Below are 19,159 nucleotides of genomic sequence, written 5' to 3' on the forward strand. Positions count from 1 at the left end.
CAGGGCTCGCGCGAAGACGATCGCTTGCGGAAGGTGACGGTCAGATCAGCGCAGCGCGCTCTCGTCGACCTCGTCGGTACCGGCCGACGGGGCGGGCGAGGCACCGACCGGCGGCAGGTCGATCACCCGGCTGCGCGGCCACGGACGGCTCCAGCCGCCCATCTCCAACAGCGCCGCCAGCACCCCGGCGGTGAACCCCCAGACCAGCATTCCGCGTACCGAGAAGGCCGGGCCGATCCAGCCACTCGAATGGCGTACCCGCACCCGGTTGTCCGGGTCGACCAGCTCGGCGATCGGCAGCCGGGCGACGTGTGCCACCTCGGCCGGATCCCGGGAGTCGACCGGGTGCGGCGTGTGCCACCAGGCGAGTACCGGGGTCACCACGAAGTCGCTGACCGGTATCCACAGCCTCGGCAGCTGGGCCAGCACGGTCACGCTGGCCGGGTCGAGCCCGACCTCCTCGTTCGCCTCGCGCAGCGCCGTCGCCGCCGCGTCGGCATCCTCCGGATCGGCCGCGCCGCCGGGAAACGCAGGTTGGCCGGCATGGTTGCGCAGGGTCGCGGCCCGCTGGAGGACCAGCACGTCCGGGCCGGTGGCGGCGTCCTCGCCGAGCAGCACCAGCACGGCGCTCTCCCGGCCGCCGTGCTCCGGCGTCGGGAGCTGGGTGAAGTCCTCCGTACGGGCGGTGCCCAGCCGACCCAGCAGCGGGTTGAGCCAGCCCGGCACCGGCCATGGCGCGTCGGACGCCTCCCGGCCCGGGTTCACGCTGGCTGGCACCTCGCTCACGCCGGTACCGAGATGTCGAGGTGCTGCCGGATGAGTTCGGCGAGTTGGGCGTCGTCGAGGGCGCCCGAGGTGTCGATGTGCCGGATGCCGCCGTCGGCGCCCACGAACACCGTCATCGGGAACGCGCTGCGTTCCAGGGCCCGCTGGAACGCCTTGCCCTGGTCGAACAGCATCGGGAACCGTACGCCGAAGTCCTCGCCGATGGATTGGGCGGCGCTGCGGCTGTCCTGGGTGTTCACCCCGATCACCCGCAGCCGCCCCTCGGTCTGCTCGCTGAGCCGTTGGAAGGCGGGCAGTTCCTTACGGCACGGCGGGCACCAGGAGGCCCATATGTTGATCACCGCCGGGCCGGGGATGTCGCGCAGGTCGACCGGGGCGCCGCCGGTGAAGCAGGTGAGGGTCAACTCGGGCAACCGGTCCCCCTTCGAGGTGCCGTCGGTGGCCGCACCGGGCTCGGCGACGAGGGAGGTGCAGTCCTCGAACGGGGACGGCCGGCTGCTGCTCGTGCTCGGCCCGGCGGCGGAGGGCTGGTCGCGGTCGGGCGTACACGCCACAGTCCCGAGCAGCAGCAGCGGCAGGGACATCAGGGCCAGTCGACGGATCACGGCGCCTCCGCTCGCACCGCCTGCGCCGGAACCAGCTCGGGGTCGACTCCGGCGGCGACGGCGAGGTCACGGGCGCGGGGGCCCTTGAGCAGCTTCGCCGCGGCGGCTGGCTCGGTCGGCCCGGTGCCGTACGAGGGGCAGAGCTTCACCAGCGTGCACGCGCCGCAGGCGGGCTTGCGGGCGTGGCAGACCCGGCGGCCGTGGAAGATGATCCGGTGCGACAGCATGGTCCAGTCGCGCTTCGGGAACATCGCCCCGATCTCGTGTTCGATCTTGACCGGGTCGGTCTCACCGGTCAGCCCCCACCGCCGCACCAGGCGCTGAAAGTGGGTGTCGACGGTGATGCCGGGCACGTCGAAGGCGTTGCCGAGGATGACGTTGGCGGTCTTGCGACCGATCCCGGGCAGGGTGACCAGGTCGGCCAGCCGACGGGGAACCTGGCCGTCGTAGCGCTCGACCAGCGCCTGACCCAGCTGGATCAGCGAGTTGGTCTTGTTGCGGTAGAACCCGGTCGGCCTGATCAGCTCCTCCAGCTCACCACGGTCGGCACCGGCGTAGTCGGCGGCGGTCGGGTAGCGGGCGAACAGCTTCGGCGTGACCTCGTTGACCTTCTTGTCCGTGCACTGGGCCGACAGGATGGTCGCGACGGCCAGTTCCAGCGGGCTGCGGTGGTCGAGTTCGCAGTGCGCGTCGGGGTGCGTCTCGGTCAGCACGCGGCCGATCCGCCGCGCACGACGGGTGCGACCCAGGTCGGTTTCGGTGGCGCTTCTGGTCACGACGGCCAGCCTACGTCGCCGGTCCGACCGGTCCGGACAGCCTGCGTCGGGCGACCGGTCACTCCGGGTCGGGCGGGCTGATCTTGCCGGAGTCGGTGAACCGGGCTCCGGTCTCCGCGAAGTCCTGCTTGGTGAGCTGGCGGAGCAGTCCGAGACCACGGTCGTCGGGGTCGATCGTCGGCTTGCGGGCCCCGTCCATGTAGGTGGAGATGAAGGAGCCACCGGCCCAGGTGCCGTCGGCTTCGAGGGACACCTTCAGCACGCCGCCCCAGCCGAGTCGACCGTTGTTGCTCAGCGAGTTGCCGCCACCGGCGAAGTTGCCCAGGCTGTACGCGATCAGCCTGCCCTTGTAGAACTCCATGCCGCGCAGCACGTGCGGGCCGTGCCCGACGATCAGATCCGCGCCGGCGTCGATCATCGCGCGGGAGAACTTGATCGGGTCGCCCCGGTTCTCGCCGAGGAACATCTCCGTGCCGGGCCGCACCCGCGTCATCTCCGACCCTTCGGCGCCCATGTGCACCTGCACCACCACGATGTCGGCCTGGTCGGCGGCCTTCTCGATCACCTTCTTCGCCGCCGGGATGTCGACCAGGCTGTTCGACCAGCGGTACGACGAGAAGCCGGCGACCGCGACCTTGACGCCCTTCACCTCGACGACGGTGATCTGGTCGGGGGCGCCGGTGTGCGCCAGCCCGTGCTCCTCCAGTGCCCGCTGGGTGTTCTCGTAGCCCTTCGGCCCGAAGTCGTACCCGTGGTTGTTGGCCTGGTTGAGCAGGTCGAACCCGGCGTCGGCGAGGTGCGCGGCGTACTCCGGCGGAGCTCGGAACTGGAAGCAGCGGGTGGATTCGGCACCGCACTTGCCGGTCCCGGTGTCCACCGTCAACGGCTCTTCCAGGTTGCCCATCACCAGGTCCGCGGCGAGCGCCTTCTTCACCGAGTCGAAGAAGCCCTTGCCGTTGTTCGGTGGCAGTCGGTTCGGCGCCATGGCCATGACGATGTCCCCGGTGGCGGAGAGCGAGATCTTCTTCACCTTGGGGGTGGCGGACTCGACCGGCGCACCTACGCCGCCGCCGGTACCGGGTTGCCAGATCGGCCCCTCGTCTGTGCTGGCGCAGCCGGTGACGAGGAGGACGGCGAGTAGCGCCCCCAACGCGGTCAGGGCGCGGCGGCGGGGCCGAGGCGTACGGGGGGCGGCAGCGTACATCGTGGGCGACCCTACCGTTCGGGTATCGCGGAAACGACCGCCGATCGGGTGGGGAGTTTCAGCCCTGGAGCCGATCCGACCATGGCACGACGGTGTCGCGCCCCACCGCCAGCACGGCCGCGTGCACCGCGCGGGCCAGCGGTGCTCCCCAGGTGGAGCGGGGGCCGCCGTAGGCGTCGGGTGGACCGTCCGGTGGGCAGAGGACGGCGACGGCGTCCGTCGGCGTACCGGTGCCGGGCAGCCCCAGTTCCGCGATCGCCTGCGCCTTCGCCTCGGTGGCCGTGGCGACCGCGTTGACCAGTGCCGCGTCGCTGAGTCGTACCGGGACGTACGCCACGATGTTGACCGTGCCGACCGGCTGCGCCGACGCCGCCACGGTGGGTGCCGCCGCCGGTACCGGAGTGCCCAGACCGACGGTGGCCCAGACCTGCACGCCGGTGTCGGTCCACCGGATCACCTCGGCCACGTCGACCCCGGTCAGCAGGCCCACACCGGGCCCGTCCAGGCCGAACCCCCGGGCCAGGTCGGCCAGGTGGGCGGCGGGGTCGTCCCGGTCGTACGACATGGGCACCGTCGCGTTCACCACCCACCGCCGTAGGCCGATCCCACCGCCGAGCGGGGCGGAACTGACCGCCCGCAGTGGTCGCTCGGCCCGCCAGATGAGTACCGGAATGTCGCGTTCGTCCTCGCGGCGACCGGTCAGCTCAGGCTCGTGCAGCACGCGGTGACCCTACGGCCCGGTAGCCGACCCGCCGACCCCGGCCTGACCAGGCGCGGGATTCTAAAGAGTGATCGCGACGCGGAGGTTACGCCCAACGATCAAGATTCCAGGGGTGCACCTCTGATTCCTGCTCACGTGCGCCTAGACTGGTCGGCGCGCGAGGGATCAGCGGACGGCGGACCCGGCCGAGCAGACGGCACGCGCAACCGGAGGTGCGCGATGGACGAGGTACTGGCCCGCAGCGGGATCTTCCAGGGTGTCGACCCGGAGGCGGCCGAGGCGCTCGCCAAGGAGATGGAGACGATCGAGGTCCGCAAGGGCGAGGTCGTCTTCAACGAGGGCGAGCCCGGCGACAGTCTCTACATCCTGCTGTCCGGGAAGATCAAGGTCGGCCGACGGGCCGCGGACGGGCGGCAGAATCTGATCGCCGTGATGGGCCCGTCGGACATGGTCGGCGAGCTGTCGCTCTTCGACCCGGGTCCGCGTACGGCGACCGCGACCGCGGTGACGGACAGCCGCCTGGCCCGGCTGCGCAAGCAGGCGCTGCGGCCGTGGCTGAACAACCGGCCGGAGATCGCCGAGCAGTTGCTGCGGGTGCTGGCCCGACGGCTACGCCGGACCAACGACGCCCTCGCCGATCTGATCTTCACCGACGTGCCCGGCCGCGTCGCCAAGAACCTGCTCCAGATGGCGGGCCGCTTCGGCACCCGCGACGGCGGCGTGCTGCGGGTGACGCACGACCTGACCCAGGAGGAGATCGCCCAGCTCGTCGGCGCCTCCCGGGAGACGGTCAACAAGGCTCTCGCGGATTTCGCCTCGCGCGGCTGGCTCCGGCTGGACGGCAAGAGCATCATCATCCTCGACCCGGAGCGGCTGGCCCGACGCGCGCGGGTCTGACCTACTGACCATCACCCACGCGGGTGTCGACGCACGGCGTCGGCACCCGCGTGGTCGTTTGTGGCCACACAAAAAAAGTCAGTCTTGACTGTTTGTTTTTCGACCGGCAGGCTGTCCGCATGTCCGCCGCATCGACCCGAGTCCCTCAGCAGGAGCGCAGCCGTGCCACCCGGGCCCGGCTGCTGGAGGCGACCGTCGACTGCCTGGTCGAGCATGGCTGGTCCGGCACCGCCACCACCGTCGTGGCGGCGCGGGCCGGCGTCTCCCGGGGGGCGCAGCTGCACCACTACCCGACCCGGACCGCCCTGGTCACCGCCGCCGTCGGTTACCTCGCCGAACGGCGTGCGGTCGAGCTGCGCGCCGAGGCCGATGCCCTGCCCACCGGCGCCGACCGGCTGGACCGGGTGGTGGACCTGCTCGCCGCCGCCTTCACCGGGCCACTTTTCGTCGCCGCCCTCGAACTCTGGGTGGCCGCCCGCACCGACGCCGAACTACGTGCCGCCCTCCTCCCCCTCGAAGCCCGCATCGGCCGCGAGATGCACCGGCTGACCGTCGAGCTGCTCGGCGTCGACGAGCGACGGCCGGGCGTACGCGAGGCCGTGCAGGCCACCCTGGACCTGCTGCGCGGCCTCGGCGTGGCCAACCTGCTCAGCGACGACTCGGCCCGCCGGACCACCCTGCTGCACGCCTGGAAGACCCAGCTCGCCACGCTGCTCGCCCACACCGACACCGCACCCTGACCCCGCCCCGGAGGTGCCATGGTCGACCTGACCGACCTGCTCACGGACCTGGCCATCGAGTCCGAGCAGCTCGACGCGCTCGTCTCGCCACTGCCGCCGCAGGAGTGGGCGCGGCCGACCCCCGCCGTGGGCTGGACCATCGCCCACCAGATCGCCCACCTGGCTTGGACGGACCACGTGGCCCGGCTGGCCGCGACCGACGCCGACGCCTTCTACGCCTCGGTCACCGCCGCCGCTGATCTCGCCCGGCTGGTCGACGACGGTGCGACGGCCTTCCTCGACTCGCCCGACCGGCTGCTGCCCCGCTGGCGTGCCGGTCGCGCGGCGCTCGCCGCCGCCCTCGTCGCCGCCCCCGCCGGGGAGAAGCTGCCCTGGTACGGCACTCGCATGTCACCGGCCTCGATGGCGACCGCCCGGATCATGGAGACCTGGGCACACGGCGAGGACGTGGCCGAGGCGCTCGGCGTCACCCGCCCCGCCACCGACCGGCTGCGACACATCGCGTACCTCGGCTTCCGTACCGTCGGGCACAGTTTCGCCACCCATGGCCGGCCGGTACCCACGACACCGGTACGGGTGGAGCTGACCGCGCCCGACGGCGGCACCTGGGCCTTCGGTCCGGCGCACGCAGCCGACCGGGTCACCGGCCCGGCGCTCGACTTCTGTCTGCTGGTGACCCGGCGTCGGCACCGCGCCGACCTCGCCCTGATCGCCACCGGGCCGGTCGCCGACGGCTGGCTCGACGTGGCCCAGGCATTCGCCGGTCCGCCCGGTGTCAGCCGCGCCCCACGCGAGGTGGCCCCGTGACCGCGCCGCAGACAGTGACCGTGACCCGTAGGTGGTGCTGATGGACGACGTACTGCGGATCGGCAACGCCTCCGGCTTCTACGGCGACCGGTTCTCCGCCTGGCAGGAGATGCTCGACGGCGGCGAGCTGGACGTGTTGACCGGCGACTACCTGGCCGAGTTGACCATGCTCATCCTGGGTCGGGACCGGATGCGTGACCCCGACCTGGGCTACGCGAAGACGTTCCTGCGGCAGCTGGAGGGCTGCCTCGGCACCGCGCTCGACCACCGGGTCGCCCTGGTCACCAACGCCGGTGGCCTCAATCCGGCCGGACTGGCCGCCGCGATCCGTGCCCTCGCCGACCGGCTCGGGCTCCGCGTCCAGGTCGGGTACGTCGAGGGTGACGCCCTGGCCCGGCCGGACGCGCTGACCGCGAACGCGTATCTGGGGGCGTTCGGCATCGCCGCCTGCCTCGACGCCGGGGCGGACGTGGTGGTGACCGGGCGGGTCACCGACGCCTCGCTGGTCGTGGGCCCGGCCATCGCCCGCTTCGGCTGGGGGCGCGGCGACCTCGACGCGCTGGCCGGGGCCACCGTCGCCGGGCACCTCGTCGAGTGCGGGGCGCAGGTGACCGGGGGCAACTTCAGCTTCTTCCGCGAGCTGCCCGACGGCGGGCGGCGGCCGGGATTCCCGGTGGCCGAGCTGCGCGCCGACGGCTCGGCGGTGATCACGAAACATCCCGGCACCGGCGGCGCGGTCACCGTCGAGACGGTCACCGCCCAGTTGTTGTACGAGGTGGCGGGGCCGGCCTACCTGGGCCCCGACGTGGTGACCCGGCTGGACTCGGTACGGCTGAGCCAGCAGGGCCCGGATCGAGTGCTCGTCCATGGCGTGCGGGGAACCCCGCCACCGGACACCCTCAAGGTCGGCGTCAACAACCTCGGCGGCTTCCGCAACTCGATGACGTTCGTGCTTTGTGGGCTGGACATCCCGGCCAAGGCGGCGCTGGTCCAGGCCCAGCTGACGGAGGCGGTCGGTCGGGAGGGGCTGGAGTTCACGCTGGCCCGCACCGACCACCCGGACTCGTCCGACACCGAGACGGCCAGCGCCCTGCTGCACGTACACCTGCGGGACGGTGACCGGGCGCGGGCGGGGCGGGCGTTCTCGGCGGCGGCGGTCGAGCTGGCCCTGGCCTCCTACCCGGGCTGCACCCTGACCACCCTGCCCGGTGACGCCACCCCGTACGGCGTGTTCACCGCCGACACCGTGGCCCAGGAGGCGGTCGACCACGTCGCCGTACTGCCGGACGGCACCCGCCTGCCGATCGCCCCACCGCCGGTCACCGCGACCGTGACCGCCGAGCCGACGCCCGAGGAGACCGTCCCGGCGACGGTGGGTCCGACCCGGCGGGGGCCGCTGGGCGAGGTGGTGGGTGCCCGGTCGGGTGACAAGGGCGGTGACGCGAACCTGGGGGTCTGGGCGCGTACCGACGCCACCTGGACCTGGTTGCGTGGCTGGCTCACCGTGGCGCGGCTGGCGGAGCTGCTGCCGGAGACCGCGCCGTTGACCGTCGAACGCCACGAACTGCCGAACCTGCGGGCCGTCAACTTCGTGATCCGTGGACTGCTCGGGGACGGGGTGGCCGCCTCCACCCGGTTCGACCCGCAGGCCAAGGCCCTCGGCGAGCTGCTCCGCTCCCGGGTCGTCGACCTGCCGACCGAGCTGGTGGCGCGCGACGAACCGGCGACGGCCATCCGGGAGGTGCGGCCGTGACGATCGTCGACACCCCCGAACGGCGACAGCTGCGGGAGCTGACCCGCGCCTTCGTCACCCGGGAGGTGCTGCCGCACCTGGCCGACTGGGAACGGGTTGGCGAGATACCTCGCGAGCTGCACGCGACCGCCGCCCGGATCGGGCTGCTCGGCATCGGTTTTCCCGAGGTGGTCGGCGGCAGCGGCGGCGATCTGCTCGACTCGATCATCGTCACCGAGGAGATCATCCGCTCGGGTGGCTCGTCGGGGCTGGTGGCCGCCCTGTTCACCCACGGCATCGCGCTGCCGCACATGGTCGCCGCTGCCGGTGCCCGCGGGGGCGGCCGGCTCCCCGGGCCAGCCGCCGAACCGGTGGAGGCGATCAGGGACCACGACCTGATCGACCGCTACGTCCGGCCGACGCTTGCCGGTTCGATGATCGGCGCGCTGGCCATCACCGAACCGGACACCGGATCGGACGTGGCGGGCATCCGCACCCACGCCCGACTCGACGGCGACCACTACGTGGTAAACGGCGCGAAGACCTACATCACCAGCGGGGTCCGGGCCGACTTCGTGACCACCGCGGTCTGCACCGGCGTGCCGGGCAGCGGGGCGCTGACCCTGCTGGTGATCGACCGGGGTACGCCCGGCTTCACGGTCGGGCGTCGGCTGGAGAAGCTCGGCTGGCACTGCTCGGACACCGCCGAACTCTCCTTCGTCGACGTACGCGTGCCGGTGCGGAACCGGATCGGCGAGGAGGAGACCGGCTTCCTGGCGATCATGCAGCAGTTCGCCGCCGAGCGACTCTCCCTGGCCACCCAGGCGTACGCCATCGCGCAGCGCTGTGTCGAGCTGGCCACCGCCTGGTGTCGTGACCGGTCCACCTTCGGCCGACCGTTGGCGAGCCGACAGCTGGTCCGGCACCGGCTGGCCGAGATGCACACCCGGGCCGAGGCCGCTCGCGCGTACGTGCACCAGGTGGCCGCCCGGGTGGCCGCGGGTGAACCGGTGGTGACCGAGGTGGCGATGGCGAAGAACGTGGCGGTATCGGCCGCCGACTGGGTCGTCGACCAGGCCCTGCAACTGCACGGCGGCTTCGGCTACCTGCGCGACGCGGAGGTGGAGCGGCACTACCGCGACGCCCGGATCCTCGGCATCGGCGGCGGCACCACCGAAATCATGAACGAGATCGTCGCGAAGGGCATGGGCCTGTGAGGGCGGAGCGTGGGCCGGGTTCGCGAGCCCTACGGTCACGAACGAAAGGCACGCTGTGAGCACACTCCAGACGGGGATCGACCCGTCCTCGCCGGCTTTCCGCGCCAACCGGGACGCACTGCTGGAACGCCTCGCCGAGCTGGACGCCGCGCTCGACACCGCCCGTGGCGGTGGTGGCGAGAAGTACGTGGCCCGGCACCACCGGCGCGGCAAGCTACTCCCCCGGGAGCGCATCGAACTGCTGCTCGACCAGGACAGCCCGTTCCTCGAACTGTCACCGGTCGCCGCGTTCGGCACGGATTTCCCGGTCGGGGCCAGCGTGGTGACCGGGATCGGCGTGGTCGAGGGCGTGGAGTGCCTGATCGTCGCCAACGATCCGACGGTACGCGGCGGCGCGGTGAACCCGTGGTCGCTGGCGAAGACCCGGCGGGCGGGCGAGATCGCCCTGGCCAACCGGCTGCCGATGGTGAACCTGGTCGAGTCGGCCGGCGCGGACCTGCCCACCCAGGCGGAGATCTTCATTCCGGGCGGTCGGGTGTTCCGCGACCTGACCCGGCTCTCGGCGGAACGGATCCCCACGGTCAGCGTGGTCTTCGGCAATGCCACCGCCGGTGGCGCGTACGTGCCCGGGATGTCCGACTACACGATCATGATCCGGGACCGCTCGCAGGTCTACCTGGCCGGGCCACCGCTGGTGAAGATGGCCACCGGCGAGGACGCCGACGACGAGTCGCTGGGCGGTGCCGCCATGCACGCCACCACCTCCGGCCTGGCCGACTTCCTCGCCACCGACGAGCGCGACGGCATCCGGCTGGCGCGGCAGTGCGTACGCCGACTCAACTGGCGCAAGCAGGGGCCGGCACCGCGCAACCCGATGCCGCAGCCACCGAAGTACGACCCGGAGGAGTTGCTCGGCATCGTCAGTTCCGACCTCAAGGTGCCCTTCGATCCGCGCGAGGTGCTCGCCCGGGTGCTCGACGGCAGCGAGTTCGACGAGTTCAAGCCGACCTACGGCACCGCGTTGGTGACCGGCTGGGGCGAGTTGCACGGCTACCCGGTCGGCGTGCTGGCCAACGCCCGGGGGGTGCTGTTCAGCGAGGAGGCGCAGAAGGCGGCGCAGTTCATCCAGTTGGCGAACGCCACCGACACTCCGCTGATCTTCCTCCAGAACACCACCGGCTACATGGTCGGCACGGAGTACGAGCAGCGCGGCATCATCAAGCACGGCGCGCTCATGATCAACGCGGTGTCGAACTCGACCGTGCCGCACCTGACGGTGAACCTGGGCGCGTCCTACGGCGCGGGCAACTACGGCATGTGCGGCCGGGCGTACGAGCCGAGGTTCCTGTTCACCTGGCCGAATGCGAAGTCGGCGGTGATGGGGCCGGCGCAGCTGGCCGGGGTGCTGTCCATCGTGGCCCGGCAGGCCGCCGCAGCACGCGGTCGCGAGTTCGACGAGGACTCCGACGCGGCGATGCGGATGATGGTCGAGCAGCAGATCGAGTCCCAGTCCGGTGCGCTCTTCCTCTCCGGCCGACTCTACGACGACGGGGTGATCGACCCCCGGGACACCCGTACCGTCCTCGGCCTCTGTCTCTCGGCCATCCACAGCGGACCGGTGGCGGGCGCCGACCGCTTCGGCGTCTTCCGAATGTAGGAGCTGGCGTGATTTCGAAACTTCTCGTGGCGAACCGGGGCGAGATCGCCCGCCGGGTCTACGCCACCTGCCGGACTCTCGGGATCGAGACGGTCGCCGTGTACTCCGACGCGGACGCCGACGCGCCCTTCGTCGCCGAGGCCGACCAGGCGGTCCGGTTGCCCGGCAACACACCTGCCGAGACGTACCTCCGGGCCGACCTGATCCTGGACGCGGCCCGCCGGTGCGGTGCCGACGCGGTCCATCCCGGCTACGGATTCCTCGCCGAGCACGCCGGTTTCGCCACGGCGGTGACCGACGCCGGGTTGACCTGGGTCGGCCCACCGGCCAAGGCGATCGCCGCCATGGGCGACAAGCTGGCCGCGAAGGCGCTGCTCGCCGAGGCCGGCGTACCGATGCTGCCCAGTTGGACCGACCCCGACCAGGTCACCGGCTTCCCGGTGCTGGTGAAGGCGGCCGCCGGTGGCGGTGGGCGGGGCATGCGGGTGGTCCGTGACGCCGGGGCGCTCGCCGAGGCCGTCGCCGGTGCGCGCCGCGAGGCGATGTCGGCGTTCGGCGACGGCACGGTCTTCGTCGAGCGGTACGTCGAACACGGCCGCCACGTCGAGGTGCAGATCTTCGGCGACCGGTACGGCACGGTGCTCGCGTTGGGTGTGCGCGACTGCTCGATTCAGCGTCGGCATCAGAAAATCGTCGAGGAGGCACCCGGTGTCCTGCCCGACGACGTGCGGGAGCGGCTGCACGAGGCGGCGGTGGCCGCTGGGCGGGCGGTCGACTACGTGGGGGCCGGCACGGTCGAGTTCCTGCTCGCGCCGGACGGGGAGATCCACTTCCTGGAGATGAACACCCGTCTCCAGGTGGAGCACCCGGTCACGGAGCTGACCACCGGGCTGGATCTGGTCCGGCTGCAACTGCTGGTTGCCGAGGGCGCGGCGCTGCCGTTGGCCGCGACACCGCCGTCCACCGGCCACGCGATCGAGGTACGCCTCTGCGCCGAGGATCCCGCGCAGGGCAACCGGCCCGCCACCGGCACCCTGCACCGGTTCACCGTGCCGGGCGTGGCCGCCGAGTTCGGCCCGCTGGCCGCGCCCGGTCTGCGGCTGGACTCCGGCGTCGTCGACGGCTCGACGGTCAGCGTCCACTACGACTCGATGCTCGCCAAGGTGATCGCCTGGGCACCCACCCGCGCGGAGGCGGCCCGCGCGTTGGCCGGGGCGCTGGCCCGTGCCGAACTGCACGGCGTGGCCACCAACCGGGACCTGCTGGTCAGGGTCCTGCGCAGCCCGGAATTCGCTGCGGTCGACATCGACACCGGCTTCCTGGAGCGGCACGCCGAGGTCTTCGAGCCGGTCCTGCCCGACACCGAGATTCCGGTGACCGCGCTGGCCGCCGCGCTGGCGTCGGCCGCCGCTCGCCGAGTTGCGGCTCAGGTGCTGGGCACTCTGCCCTCGGGCTGGCGTAACGTGCCCGCCTTCCCGCAGGTCACCCGGTTCACCGCAACGAACGGCGACGAGATCGAGATCCGCTACCGACTGGATCGCTCGGGTGCCCTCGCCGAGTGGTCGGTGTCGCCCGCCGCCGACGGAGCCTCCGCGAGCACGACACCGGCCGTCACGCTCGTCGAGGCCCGACCGGAGCGGGTCGTGCTCGACGTGGCCGGGGTACGGCGGGCGTACCGCGTACACCGGGTGGGGTCGGACGTGTTCGTGGACGGCCCGGACGGGGCGACGAGCCTGGTCGAGCTGCCTCGTTTCCCGCTGCCCAGCACGGAGCTGGCCGCCGGGTCGCTGCTCGCGCCGCTGCCCGGCGCGGTGGCCCGGGTGCATGTCGAGGTCGGTCAGCGGGTCGCCGCCGGTGACCTGCTGCTGACCCTGGAAGCGATGAAGCTGGAACACCCCGTGCTCGCCCCCACCGATGGTTTGGTCACCGAGCTGCCGGTGGCCGCCGGTGGGCAGGTCGACACGGGCACGGTGCTGGCCGTGGTCACCCCCGATGAGGAGTCGCCGTCATGAACTTCGACCTCACCCCCGAGCAGGAGCAGCTCCGCGACGCCGTGCGCGCGCTGGGCAAGCGGTACGGCCACCGGTACTTCGTGGCGAAGGCCAAGGCCGGTGAGCACACCACCGAGCTGTGGCAGGAGGCCGGTCAACTCGGCTACCTGGGCGTCAACATCCCCACCGAGTACGGCGGTGGCGGCGGCGGCATCACCGACCTGGCCATCGTCTGCGAGGAACTTGCCGCCGCCGGTTGTCCGCTGCTGCTGCTGGTGGTCTCCCCCGCTATCGCCGCCACCGTCATCAACCGGCACGGCACCGAGGAGCAGCGCAAACGGCACCTGCCGGGCCTCGCCGACGGCTCCCAGAAGATCGTCTTCGCGATCACCGAGCCGGACGCCGGCTCGAACTTCCACCGGCTCGCCACGGTGGCCCGCCGCGACGGCGAGGACTGGGTGTTGTCCGGTCGCAAGTGCTACATCTCCGGTGTCGACGAGGCCGGGCACGTGCTCGTGGTGGCCCGTACCGAGGACTCCTCGACGGGGAAGCTCAAGCCTGCGCTGTTCATCGTGCCGACCGACGTCGCCGGGCTGACCCGGTCCAAGCTGGACATGGAGATCGTCTCCCCGGAGAACCAGTTCCTGCTCTTTCTGGACGACGTACGGCTACCTGCCGACGCGTTGGTCGGCGAGTCGTTGGACGCCGGTCTGCCGGCGCTCTTCTCCGGGCTCAACCCGGAACGGATCACCGTCGCCGCCATGGGTGCCGGCACCGGCCGGTACGCGATCGAGCGGGCGGCGGAGTACACGGCTTCGCGGAAGGTCTGGGGCGAGCGGTCGATCGGCTCCCACCAGGGCGTGTCGCATCCGTTGGCCCATGCCGCCGTGCAGGTGGAGTTGGCCCGTCTGATGATCCAGAAGGCGGCGACGCTCTACGACGCCGACCGCGACCTGGAGGCGGCCGTCTCGGCCAACATGGCCAAGTACGCGGCTGGCGAGGCCGCCGCGCTCGCGGTCGACACGGCCGTGCAGGCGCTCGGCGGTGCCGGCATGACCACTGAGTACGGCGTGGCCACCCTGCTGGGGGCGGTACGGGCGGGCCGCATCGCCCCGGTCAGCCGGGAGATGATCCTGAACTTCGTCGCCCAACACGTCCTCGGCCAGGACAAGTCGTACTGAGGTGACGTAGCCCGGGTGGGCGTCTCAGCGGCAGGCGGCGTCCACCCGGTGCACGGGCCGTACGCGTCGGCCCAGCCCTTCCAGCAGCGAATCCTCGACGTGGAAGTCGTGGATGCGTAGCTGGTAGCGGGGCAGTTCCTCCTCCGAGGGGCAGAGCACCTGCCCGCGTACCTGGTCGACCGGAACGTAGCGCACCCCGCCGCGCTCCTGAAGGATCACCATGTTGACGTCGTCGGTGGTAACCACGTGACCCCGGATCTCCTCGGTGGCAACGGCCGAGGTCGCGTCCGGCTCGCCCACGGTGGTCACCGTCAGCGGCAGCACCGGCGTGCTGATCACCGGCAGCGCCGCCCAGACCAGCATCATCAACACGGCGAGCTGGGTCATCGGGGCGAGCGCCCGGACGACCATCCTGGGCAGCGGCCCGGCGACGAAGAGTGCCAGCGTCGGTGGTACGGCCAGTAGCGCGATCGGCAGCATCTCGCCCTGCTGCCAGGCTTCGCCCAGCGTCGGCGCGAGCAACCAGAGATAGCCGGCGTACACCACGACGACGATCAGGGCACGGACGACCGGGTGCTCGTGCAGGCGTTCCGGGCGGAGTTGGAAGGCCGCCGCCATCGCGGGCAGCAGCAGCGGAAGATACAGCAGCGGCCAGGTCACCAGGGCCATCAGGAAGCTCGCCGCGACGAACCAACTCGGCATGATCTCGGCCCACCGGGCGAAGAGCGGTTGCCGGCCCAGCTGGCGTCCACTGGCCGCGAGCACCCCGCCGAGGGCGAACACCGCGACGAGCACTGTGGAGAGCAGTCGGGCTGCCGTGGTGAGGAAGCCGGCGAGCAGGTTGACCGGCCCCACATTGGCGACCAGCAGCAACGTGGTCTGTAGTTCGCCGCCGGCCTCGATGCCGAGCCGCAGCACCGAGAAGATCGCCGGTACGCCGACCACGGCCGTCCAGAACGACTGGCTGGCTCGGGCCCGACGCTCGGCCGGATCCAGGCCGACGTCGGTTCCGGCCGAGGTGGTGGCGGGTGCCTTCGAACCGGTAGCCGACACCGGCTGCGGCGCGTCAGCCAGCGGCACGGCGGGGCGTGGTAGCCGCGCCGCGGGGCGATCGGCGTCGGGGTCGCCGGAGGTGGCGGGTGCCGTGCTCATCGCCGTGGTGCCTTGTCGTCGAAGTCGACGAGTTTCGGCACTTCCAGCGGCTGCGGTTGCCGCTTCTCGGAGCGCAGCCAGGGCCCCAGCGTCTGGTTGTACGCGGTCTGCCACGGGCTGGCTTCTCCGTTGCGCCCCTGCTGGTAACTCTTGTCGAGGAAGTACGCCACCAATTCACACAGCGCGGGATCACCGATCGGCACGCCTACCCCGAGCAGTTCGCTGGTGCCGAAGGGCATGTCGACGATCTCGAACTCTTTCGGATAGCGGGCGACGAAGCCGGCGAGGATCGTCTCGTCCGAGCTGACCGCGTCGTACTTGCCGGCTCGGATGCCCTCGACGCAGTCCCAGACGTCCTTCACCACCAGCGTCGGGACCTTGTGCTTCTCCAGCTCCGCCTCGGTGGTGGAGCCACCGCTGGTGCAGATCTTGTATTCCGGGTTCCGTAGGTCCTCGATGGTGCGGATCGCCCCCCGGTGCCGGTTCGGCACCAGCACCTCCTGAGTGGTGACGAAGTACGGCCCGGCGAAGTTGACCTGCTTCTTGCGCTCCTCGGTGATGGAGAAGCTGGAGACGACGAGGTCGACGACGCCGCCCTGGAGGGCGGGGATCCGATCCTCGGTGGACACGGTGACGAACTCGACGCGGTGCTCCCCCTCGTAGCCGAGCGAGGCGGCGATGTAACGGGCGATCTCGACGTCGAACCCGAATCGGACACCGTTGCGCACCTCACCCATCAACGGCTCGTCATCGGCCACTCCGATCCGCAGAACCGACTGGCCCCAGATGTGCGACTCGCGGAGCTTCTCCTGCACGGACGGCAGATCCGGCTCCTGCCGGCTGTCGCAGCCGGCAGCCGCGCCCAGCAGCAGGGTCAGGGCGACCGCTGCCGTGGTGGCCATCGAACGCCATCGGGAGCTGGAGAGGCTTGCACTCATCGCCACCTCGCTACGTTTCGAGTTGTCAGGTTCCACTGAGCGTAGTGCCGACTGTCGAGGTGCCGCCGCACCGCCTACCATCCGACAAGCTGTTGTTAGTCAGGAGTTACGCAGCACCAAACCCGACCGGTGTTGACAGATCGGCAATCTCCGACATTCTGGACGGATGAGACGGTTCCCAGGATCCGACGCACGGACCGTGGCAGTGGTCGCGGCCCTGGCGGCGTTCTGGTTATTGGCGGTGCTGATCGTGGCGCGCCGGCAGGATCTGGTGGGCGTGGCGGGGGCACTGCTCTGCGTCCTGCTCGCCACCGTCGCCGGGGTGGCTGCCACCGCCGCCCGGCAACAGGAGGCGGACGCTCGACCGGATCCGGGGCAACCGCCCCTGGAGCCGGGAATCGAACCGTCCGGCATCGACGCCGACACGCTGGAGATGCTCGGCGATCGGGACGCGGTCCGGGCGATGCGGGACCGGCATCGACGCGACCACCCGGAACGCTGAGGTTCCACCGGGTCGATCCGCTCCGGGATGCGGGTGACGTCGGCGGTGGCCCGCGCGCGGCCCCCGGCAGGCACAGCCGACCGTCCGGGTGGTTCAGCCGCTGGTCAACGTCGGCGCGGCCAACCCGTCCAGACCCCGTCCCGCCAGACAGCGGTAGGTGCGGTCGGTGTCGGTGTCGGTCGGCGGCAGCACCTCAAGATTCCAGCCGGACGTCTTACTCAGCCCGCTGACCAGCCGGAACGTCTTCTGGTTGCAGACCTGGCGTACCCGGGGATCCGCGACGACCTCGTCGTGGCCGGCATCGACCAACGCGGTCGGCAGCTGCCCCTGGGCGTAGCTCTCCCAGGTGTGCCGGGAGTCGCAGGGCATCCGGTCGGCCTCGGCCCGTTGGCCACGCACCTGCACCGGCCCGAAGCACTCCAACTCCGTCGCACACTGGGCACCGGCGGGCAGCGCCTCCGCGTGGGTGGCGCAGCCCGGACGGAGCAGCCCGGTAGCCGCCGGGCGAGCCGGGGTGCTGGACTGCGGTGACGGCACACCGCCGGCCGCCCAGGCGCCGACACCCGCCGACGCGGCGAGGGCGACCACCCCGGTGGCACCCAGGAACCAACGGCGGCGACGGCTGCGCTCGGCGGTGCCACCCCCGACCGACCCGGCCGGACGGCCGGTGTCGCGGGAGTTGGCGGACGCGCCACCGATCGGTGCGGCAGCGGCGCTCGACGCCCCCGAGCCGTCCAGCGTCAGGTTCGTCAGCATGTCCCGTAGTTCCGCGGCGGAGGGCCGGTCACCGGGGTCGTTGGCCATGCCGGCCCGCAAAATGTCGACCAGGCTCTCCGGGATGCCGGGCAGGCCGGGAATCGGCTGGTGGAACATCTCCAGCACGGTGACCAGGCTCGGGTTGCGCTCACTCTGCCAGCGCGGCGGCCTGCCGTGCATCACCGCGTAGAGCGTGGCGCAGAGCGCGTACACGTCGACGGCCGGCGACGGTGGGCTGTGGCTGAACATCTCCGGCGGCGCGTACGCCGGTGTGAGCACCTCCAGCGCGACGGTGGCGTCCCGCATCTCGGCGACCACGGCGAGCCCGAAGTCGGCCAGCACCGCCGAGTTGAAGTGGGAGTGGAGGATGTTGGCCGGCTTGACGTCACGATGCAGCACACCGGCGGCGTGCGAGTGGGCGATGGCGTCCGCGATCTTGATACCGAGGTCGCGGGCCTCGACGGCGTCCAGCGGTGAGTTACGCATCCGCTCGGCGTACGAGCCGTCGCAGAGTTCCATGATCAGGTAGGGGTGCTGGTCGATGGTGACCCCGACGTCGAACAGATCGACCACGTGCGGGTGGGACGACATCCGACCGGCGGCACGTGCCTCCCGCAGGAAGCGGGCCTGGTCCCGGTCGCTGGCCAGGGTCCGGTTCTCCACCTTGACGGCGACCTCGCGGCCCACCGAGATCTGCGTCGCCCGGTAGACGGTGGCGTAGCCACCTCGGGCAAACACTTGCAAATCAGTCAGACCAGGCACGATGGGCGTCGGCAGAGCGCCGGGCGGGGTGTCGGTCACAACCTCGAAAATACCGAACTGTGCTGGCCGCTCAGTGAACCGCATCGGTGGCCGACCCCAAACCCGATGTTCCGGCACCGCGTCCACCGTCGTTCGGCACCGATTCGTCAGGAATCGATCCGCTCTGGCCCGGGCCGGCGGCATCCCGGCCGCCAGCCGTACCCAACCCCACGGACCGACGCGCGTCCCACCAGAGACCGGCGGCGGTGGCCAACGCCCCCAGCCCCTCCCACGCCGCCACCCCGAAGAACCGCCCCGGCGTGATGTCGGCCAGCACCGCGATGGTGAAGACGGTGAACGTGACCAGCCGGAACACCACGGTGAAGCGGTAGAAGGCGCGCCACTCGGTGGCCGTGGCGAGCAGGTAGTAGACCCCCATGTTGAACGACGCCATCGAGGAAGCCGTCACGAAGGTGCCCGTGTAGTCGCCAGGGGCGCGGGTCTGCGGGATCTCGAAGCCCAGCATCCGCAGCAGCGCCTCCGGCCAGAGCAGGCCTACTGCCCCCATCAGCAGCGCCAGCACACCGAACACCGCGATCGTCCACCCCGCGACCGAACGCGGCAGTCTCATCTTGGCCCTCCCCCTCGACGGCGCGACCGCCGACATCGACGCATCGCGTGAACCGTCACGCTAGCGGCCGTCCCGACCGGCCACATCCCCGGAACCGCCAGATCCGTACCGGTCGCCCATCAGGC

Annotated in this window: 18 protein-coding genes; 9 read left to right on the forward strand and 9 right to left on the reverse strand. The window is 71.4% G+C overall.

Annotation, left to right across the window (positions count from 1 at the left end; all coding sequences use genetic code 11):
- Positions 1 to 45: 45 nt before the first annotated feature.
- From ACLQ2S_RS02850 to ACLQ2S_RS02870, 5 genes are read right to left on the reverse strand one after another with little or no spacing between them, the layout of a single operon-like run.
- Complete coding sequence (locus ACLQ2S_RS02850; protein WP_309222577.1) at positions 46 to 726, reverse strand: NUDIX hydrolase; 681 nt, start codon at positions 724 to 726, stop codon at positions 46 to 48.
- Positions 727 to 782: 56 nt separating this feature from the next.
- Positions 783 to 1,370, reverse strand: coding sequence for a TlpA family protein disulfide reductase (locus tag ACLQ2S_RS02855; protein ID WP_155214772.1), 588 nt, complete (start codon positions 1,368 to 1,370; stop codon positions 783 to 785).
- 17 nt (positions 1,371 to 1,387) lie between these two features.
- Positions 1,388 to 2,167: an endonuclease III gene (nth, locus tag ACLQ2S_RS02860; RefSeq protein WP_309222390.1), complete on the reverse strand. Its 780-nt coding sequence runs from the start codon at positions 2,165 to 2,167 to the stop codon at positions 1,388 to 1,390.
- A gap of 58 nt (positions 2,168 to 2,225) precedes the next feature.
- A complete protein-coding gene (locus ACLQ2S_RS02865; protein ID WP_155214357.1) occupies positions 2,226 to 3,371 on the reverse strand; it encodes a CapA family protein in 1,146 nt (381 codons plus the stop codon).
- Positions 3,372 to 3,429: 58 nt separating this feature from the next.
- On the reverse strand, positions 3,430 to 4,092 hold the full coding sequence (locus tag ACLQ2S_RS02870; protein ID WP_425701036.1) for an adenosylcobinamide amidohydrolase: 663 nt from the start codon (positions 4,090 to 4,092) through the stop codon (positions 3,430 to 3,432).
- A 219-nt stretch (positions 4,093 to 4,311) separates the two neighbouring features.
- Between ACLQ2S_RS02870 and ACLQ2S_RS02875 the strand changes: the two genes are divergently transcribed.
- From ACLQ2S_RS02875 to ACLQ2S_RS02910, 8 genes are all read left to right on the forward strand, one after another.
- Positions 4,312 to 4,989, forward strand: coding sequence for a Crp/Fnr family transcriptional regulator (locus ACLQ2S_RS02875; protein WP_013736306.1), 678 nt, complete (start codon positions 4,312 to 4,314; stop codon positions 4,987 to 4,989).
- Between the two features lie 119 nt (positions 4,990 to 5,108).
- Entirely contained in the window at positions 5,109 to 5,729 is a 621-nt protein-coding gene (locus ACLQ2S_RS02880) for a TetR/AcrR family transcriptional regulator (protein WP_425701037.1), read from the forward strand.
- Positions 5,730 to 5,747: 18 nt separating this feature from the next.
- Positions 5,748 to 6,536 carry a TIGR03084 family metal-binding protein gene (locus tag ACLQ2S_RS02885; RefSeq protein ID WP_155214355.1) on the forward strand — a complete coding sequence of 263 codons (789 nt, stop codon included), beginning with the start codon at positions 5,748 to 5,750 and terminating at the stop codon, positions 6,534 to 6,536.
- A gap of 40 nt (positions 6,537 to 6,576) precedes the next feature.
- Positions 6,577 to 8,289 (forward strand): acyclic terpene utilization AtuA family protein, encoded by a 1,713-nt coding sequence (locus ACLQ2S_RS02890; protein ID WP_425701038.1) that lies wholly within the window; start codon positions 6,577 to 6,579, stop codon positions 8,287 to 8,289.
- Positions 8,286 to 9,485: an acyl-CoA dehydrogenase family protein gene (locus tag ACLQ2S_RS02895; RefSeq protein WP_425701039.1), complete on the forward strand. Its 1,200-nt coding sequence runs from the start codon at positions 8,286 to 8,288 to the stop codon at positions 9,483 to 9,485. The genes ACLQ2S_RS02890 and ACLQ2S_RS02895 overlap by 4 nt, the downstream gene beginning before the upstream one ends.
- A gap of 55 nt (positions 9,486 to 9,540) precedes the next feature.
- Positions 9,541 to 11,142: an acyl-CoA carboxylase subunit beta gene (locus ACLQ2S_RS02900; protein WP_309222387.1), complete on the forward strand. Its 1,602-nt coding sequence runs from the start codon at positions 9,541 to 9,543 to the stop codon at positions 11,140 to 11,142.
- A gap of 8 nt (positions 11,143 to 11,150) precedes the next feature.
- Positions 11,151 to 13,154 (forward strand): biotin carboxylase N-terminal domain-containing protein, encoded by a 2,004-nt coding sequence (locus tag ACLQ2S_RS02905; RefSeq protein ID WP_309222386.1) that lies wholly within the window; start codon positions 11,151 to 11,153, stop codon positions 13,152 to 13,154.
- Positions 13,151 to 14,314: an acyl-CoA dehydrogenase family protein gene (locus ACLQ2S_RS02910; RefSeq protein ID WP_155214353.1), complete on the forward strand. Its 1,164-nt coding sequence runs from the start codon at positions 13,151 to 13,153 to the stop codon at positions 14,312 to 14,314. The genes ACLQ2S_RS02905 and ACLQ2S_RS02910 overlap by 4 nt, the downstream gene beginning before the upstream one ends.
- Before the next feature lie 24 nt (positions 14,315 to 14,338).
- Here ACLQ2S_RS02910 and ACLQ2S_RS02915 read toward each other — a convergent pair whose 3' ends face one another.
- The gene (locus ACLQ2S_RS02915) at positions 14,339 to 15,466 is read right to left on the reverse strand and encodes a hypothetical protein (protein ID WP_155214352.1); all 1,128 of its coding nucleotides are present in this window, start codon (positions 15,464 to 15,466) and stop codon (positions 14,339 to 14,341) included.
- Positions 15,463 to 16,404, reverse strand: a complete 942-nt coding sequence (locus ACLQ2S_RS02920; protein ID WP_155214351.1) for a transporter substrate-binding domain-containing protein — start codon at positions 16,402 to 16,404, stop codon at positions 15,463 to 15,465. Before ACLQ2S_RS02920 ends, ACLQ2S_RS02915 begins: the two co-directional genes overlap by 4 nt.
- Positions 16,405 to 16,570: 166 nt before the next feature.
- Between ACLQ2S_RS02920 and ACLQ2S_RS02925 the strand changes: the two genes are divergently transcribed.
- Positions 16,571 to 16,906: a hypothetical protein gene (locus ACLQ2S_RS02925; RefSeq protein ID WP_155214350.1), complete on the forward strand. Its 336-nt coding sequence runs from the start codon at positions 16,571 to 16,573 to the stop codon at positions 16,904 to 16,906.
- A gap of 93 nt (positions 16,907 to 16,999) precedes the next feature.
- Here the strand turns inward: ACLQ2S_RS02925 and ACLQ2S_RS02930 are convergent, their stop codons facing one another.
- The gene (locus tag ACLQ2S_RS02930; protein ID WP_425701040.1) at positions 17,000 to 18,463 is read right to left on the reverse strand and encodes a serine/threonine-protein kinase; all 1,464 of its coding nucleotides are present in this window, start codon (positions 18,461 to 18,463) and stop codon (positions 17,000 to 17,002) included.
- 31 nt (positions 18,464 to 18,494) lie between these two features.
- Positions 18,495 to 19,034 carry a hypothetical protein gene (locus tag ACLQ2S_RS02935; RefSeq protein ID WP_425701041.1) on the reverse strand — a complete coding sequence of 180 codons (540 nt, stop codon included), beginning with the start codon at positions 19,032 to 19,034 and terminating at the stop codon, positions 18,495 to 18,497.
- Positions 19,035 to 19,159: the final 125 nt, after the last annotated feature.

The sequence above is a fragment of the Micromonospora sp. DT48 genome, assembly GCF_049844495.1.
GTDB lineage: Bacteria > Actinomycetota > Actinomycetes > Mycobacteriales > Micromonosporaceae > Micromonospora.

Coding starts and splice junctions, on each gene's coding strand:
- ACLQ2S_RS02855 (WP_155214772.1), bottom strand. CDS start 1,370: ATGTCCCTGCCGCTGCTGCTGCTCGGGACTGTGGCGTGTACGCCCGAC.
- ACLQ2S_RS02865 (WP_155214357.1), bottom strand. CDS start 3,371: ATGTACGCTGCCGCCCCCCGTACGCCTCGGCCCCGCCGCCGCGCCCTG.
- ACLQ2S_RS02875 (WP_013736306.1), top strand. CDS start 4,312: ATGGACGAGGTACTGGCCCGCAGCGGGATCTTCCAGGGTGTCGACCCG.
- ACLQ2S_RS02880 (WP_425701037.1), top strand. CDS start 5,109: ATGTCCGCCGCATCGACCCGAGTCCCTCAGCAGGAGCGCAGCCGTGCC.
- ACLQ2S_RS02885 (WP_155214355.1), top strand. CDS start 5,748: ATGGTCGACCTGACCGACCTGCTCACGGACCTGGCCATCGAGTCCGAG.
- ACLQ2S_RS02890 (WP_425701038.1), top strand. CDS start 6,577: ATGGACGACGTACTGCGGATCGGCAACGCCTCCGGCTTCTACGGCGAC.
- ACLQ2S_RS02910 (WP_155214353.1), top strand. CDS start 13,151: ATGAACTTCGACCTCACCCCCGAGCAGGAGCAGCTCCGCGACGCCGTG.
- ACLQ2S_RS02915 (WP_155214352.1), bottom strand. CDS start 15,466: ATGAGCACGGCACCCGCCACCTCCGGCGACCCCGACGCCGATCGCCCC.
- ACLQ2S_RS02920 (WP_155214351.1), bottom strand. CDS start 16,404: ATGAGTGCAAGCCTCTCCAGCTCCCGATGGCGTTCGATGGCCACCACG.
- ACLQ2S_RS02925 (WP_155214350.1), top strand. CDS start 16,571: ATGAGACGGTTCCCAGGATCCGACGCACGGACCGTGGCAGTGGTCGCG.
- ACLQ2S_RS02935 (WP_425701041.1), bottom strand. CDS start 19,034: ATGAGACTGCCGCGTTCGGTCGCGGGGTGGACGATCGCGGTGTTCGGT.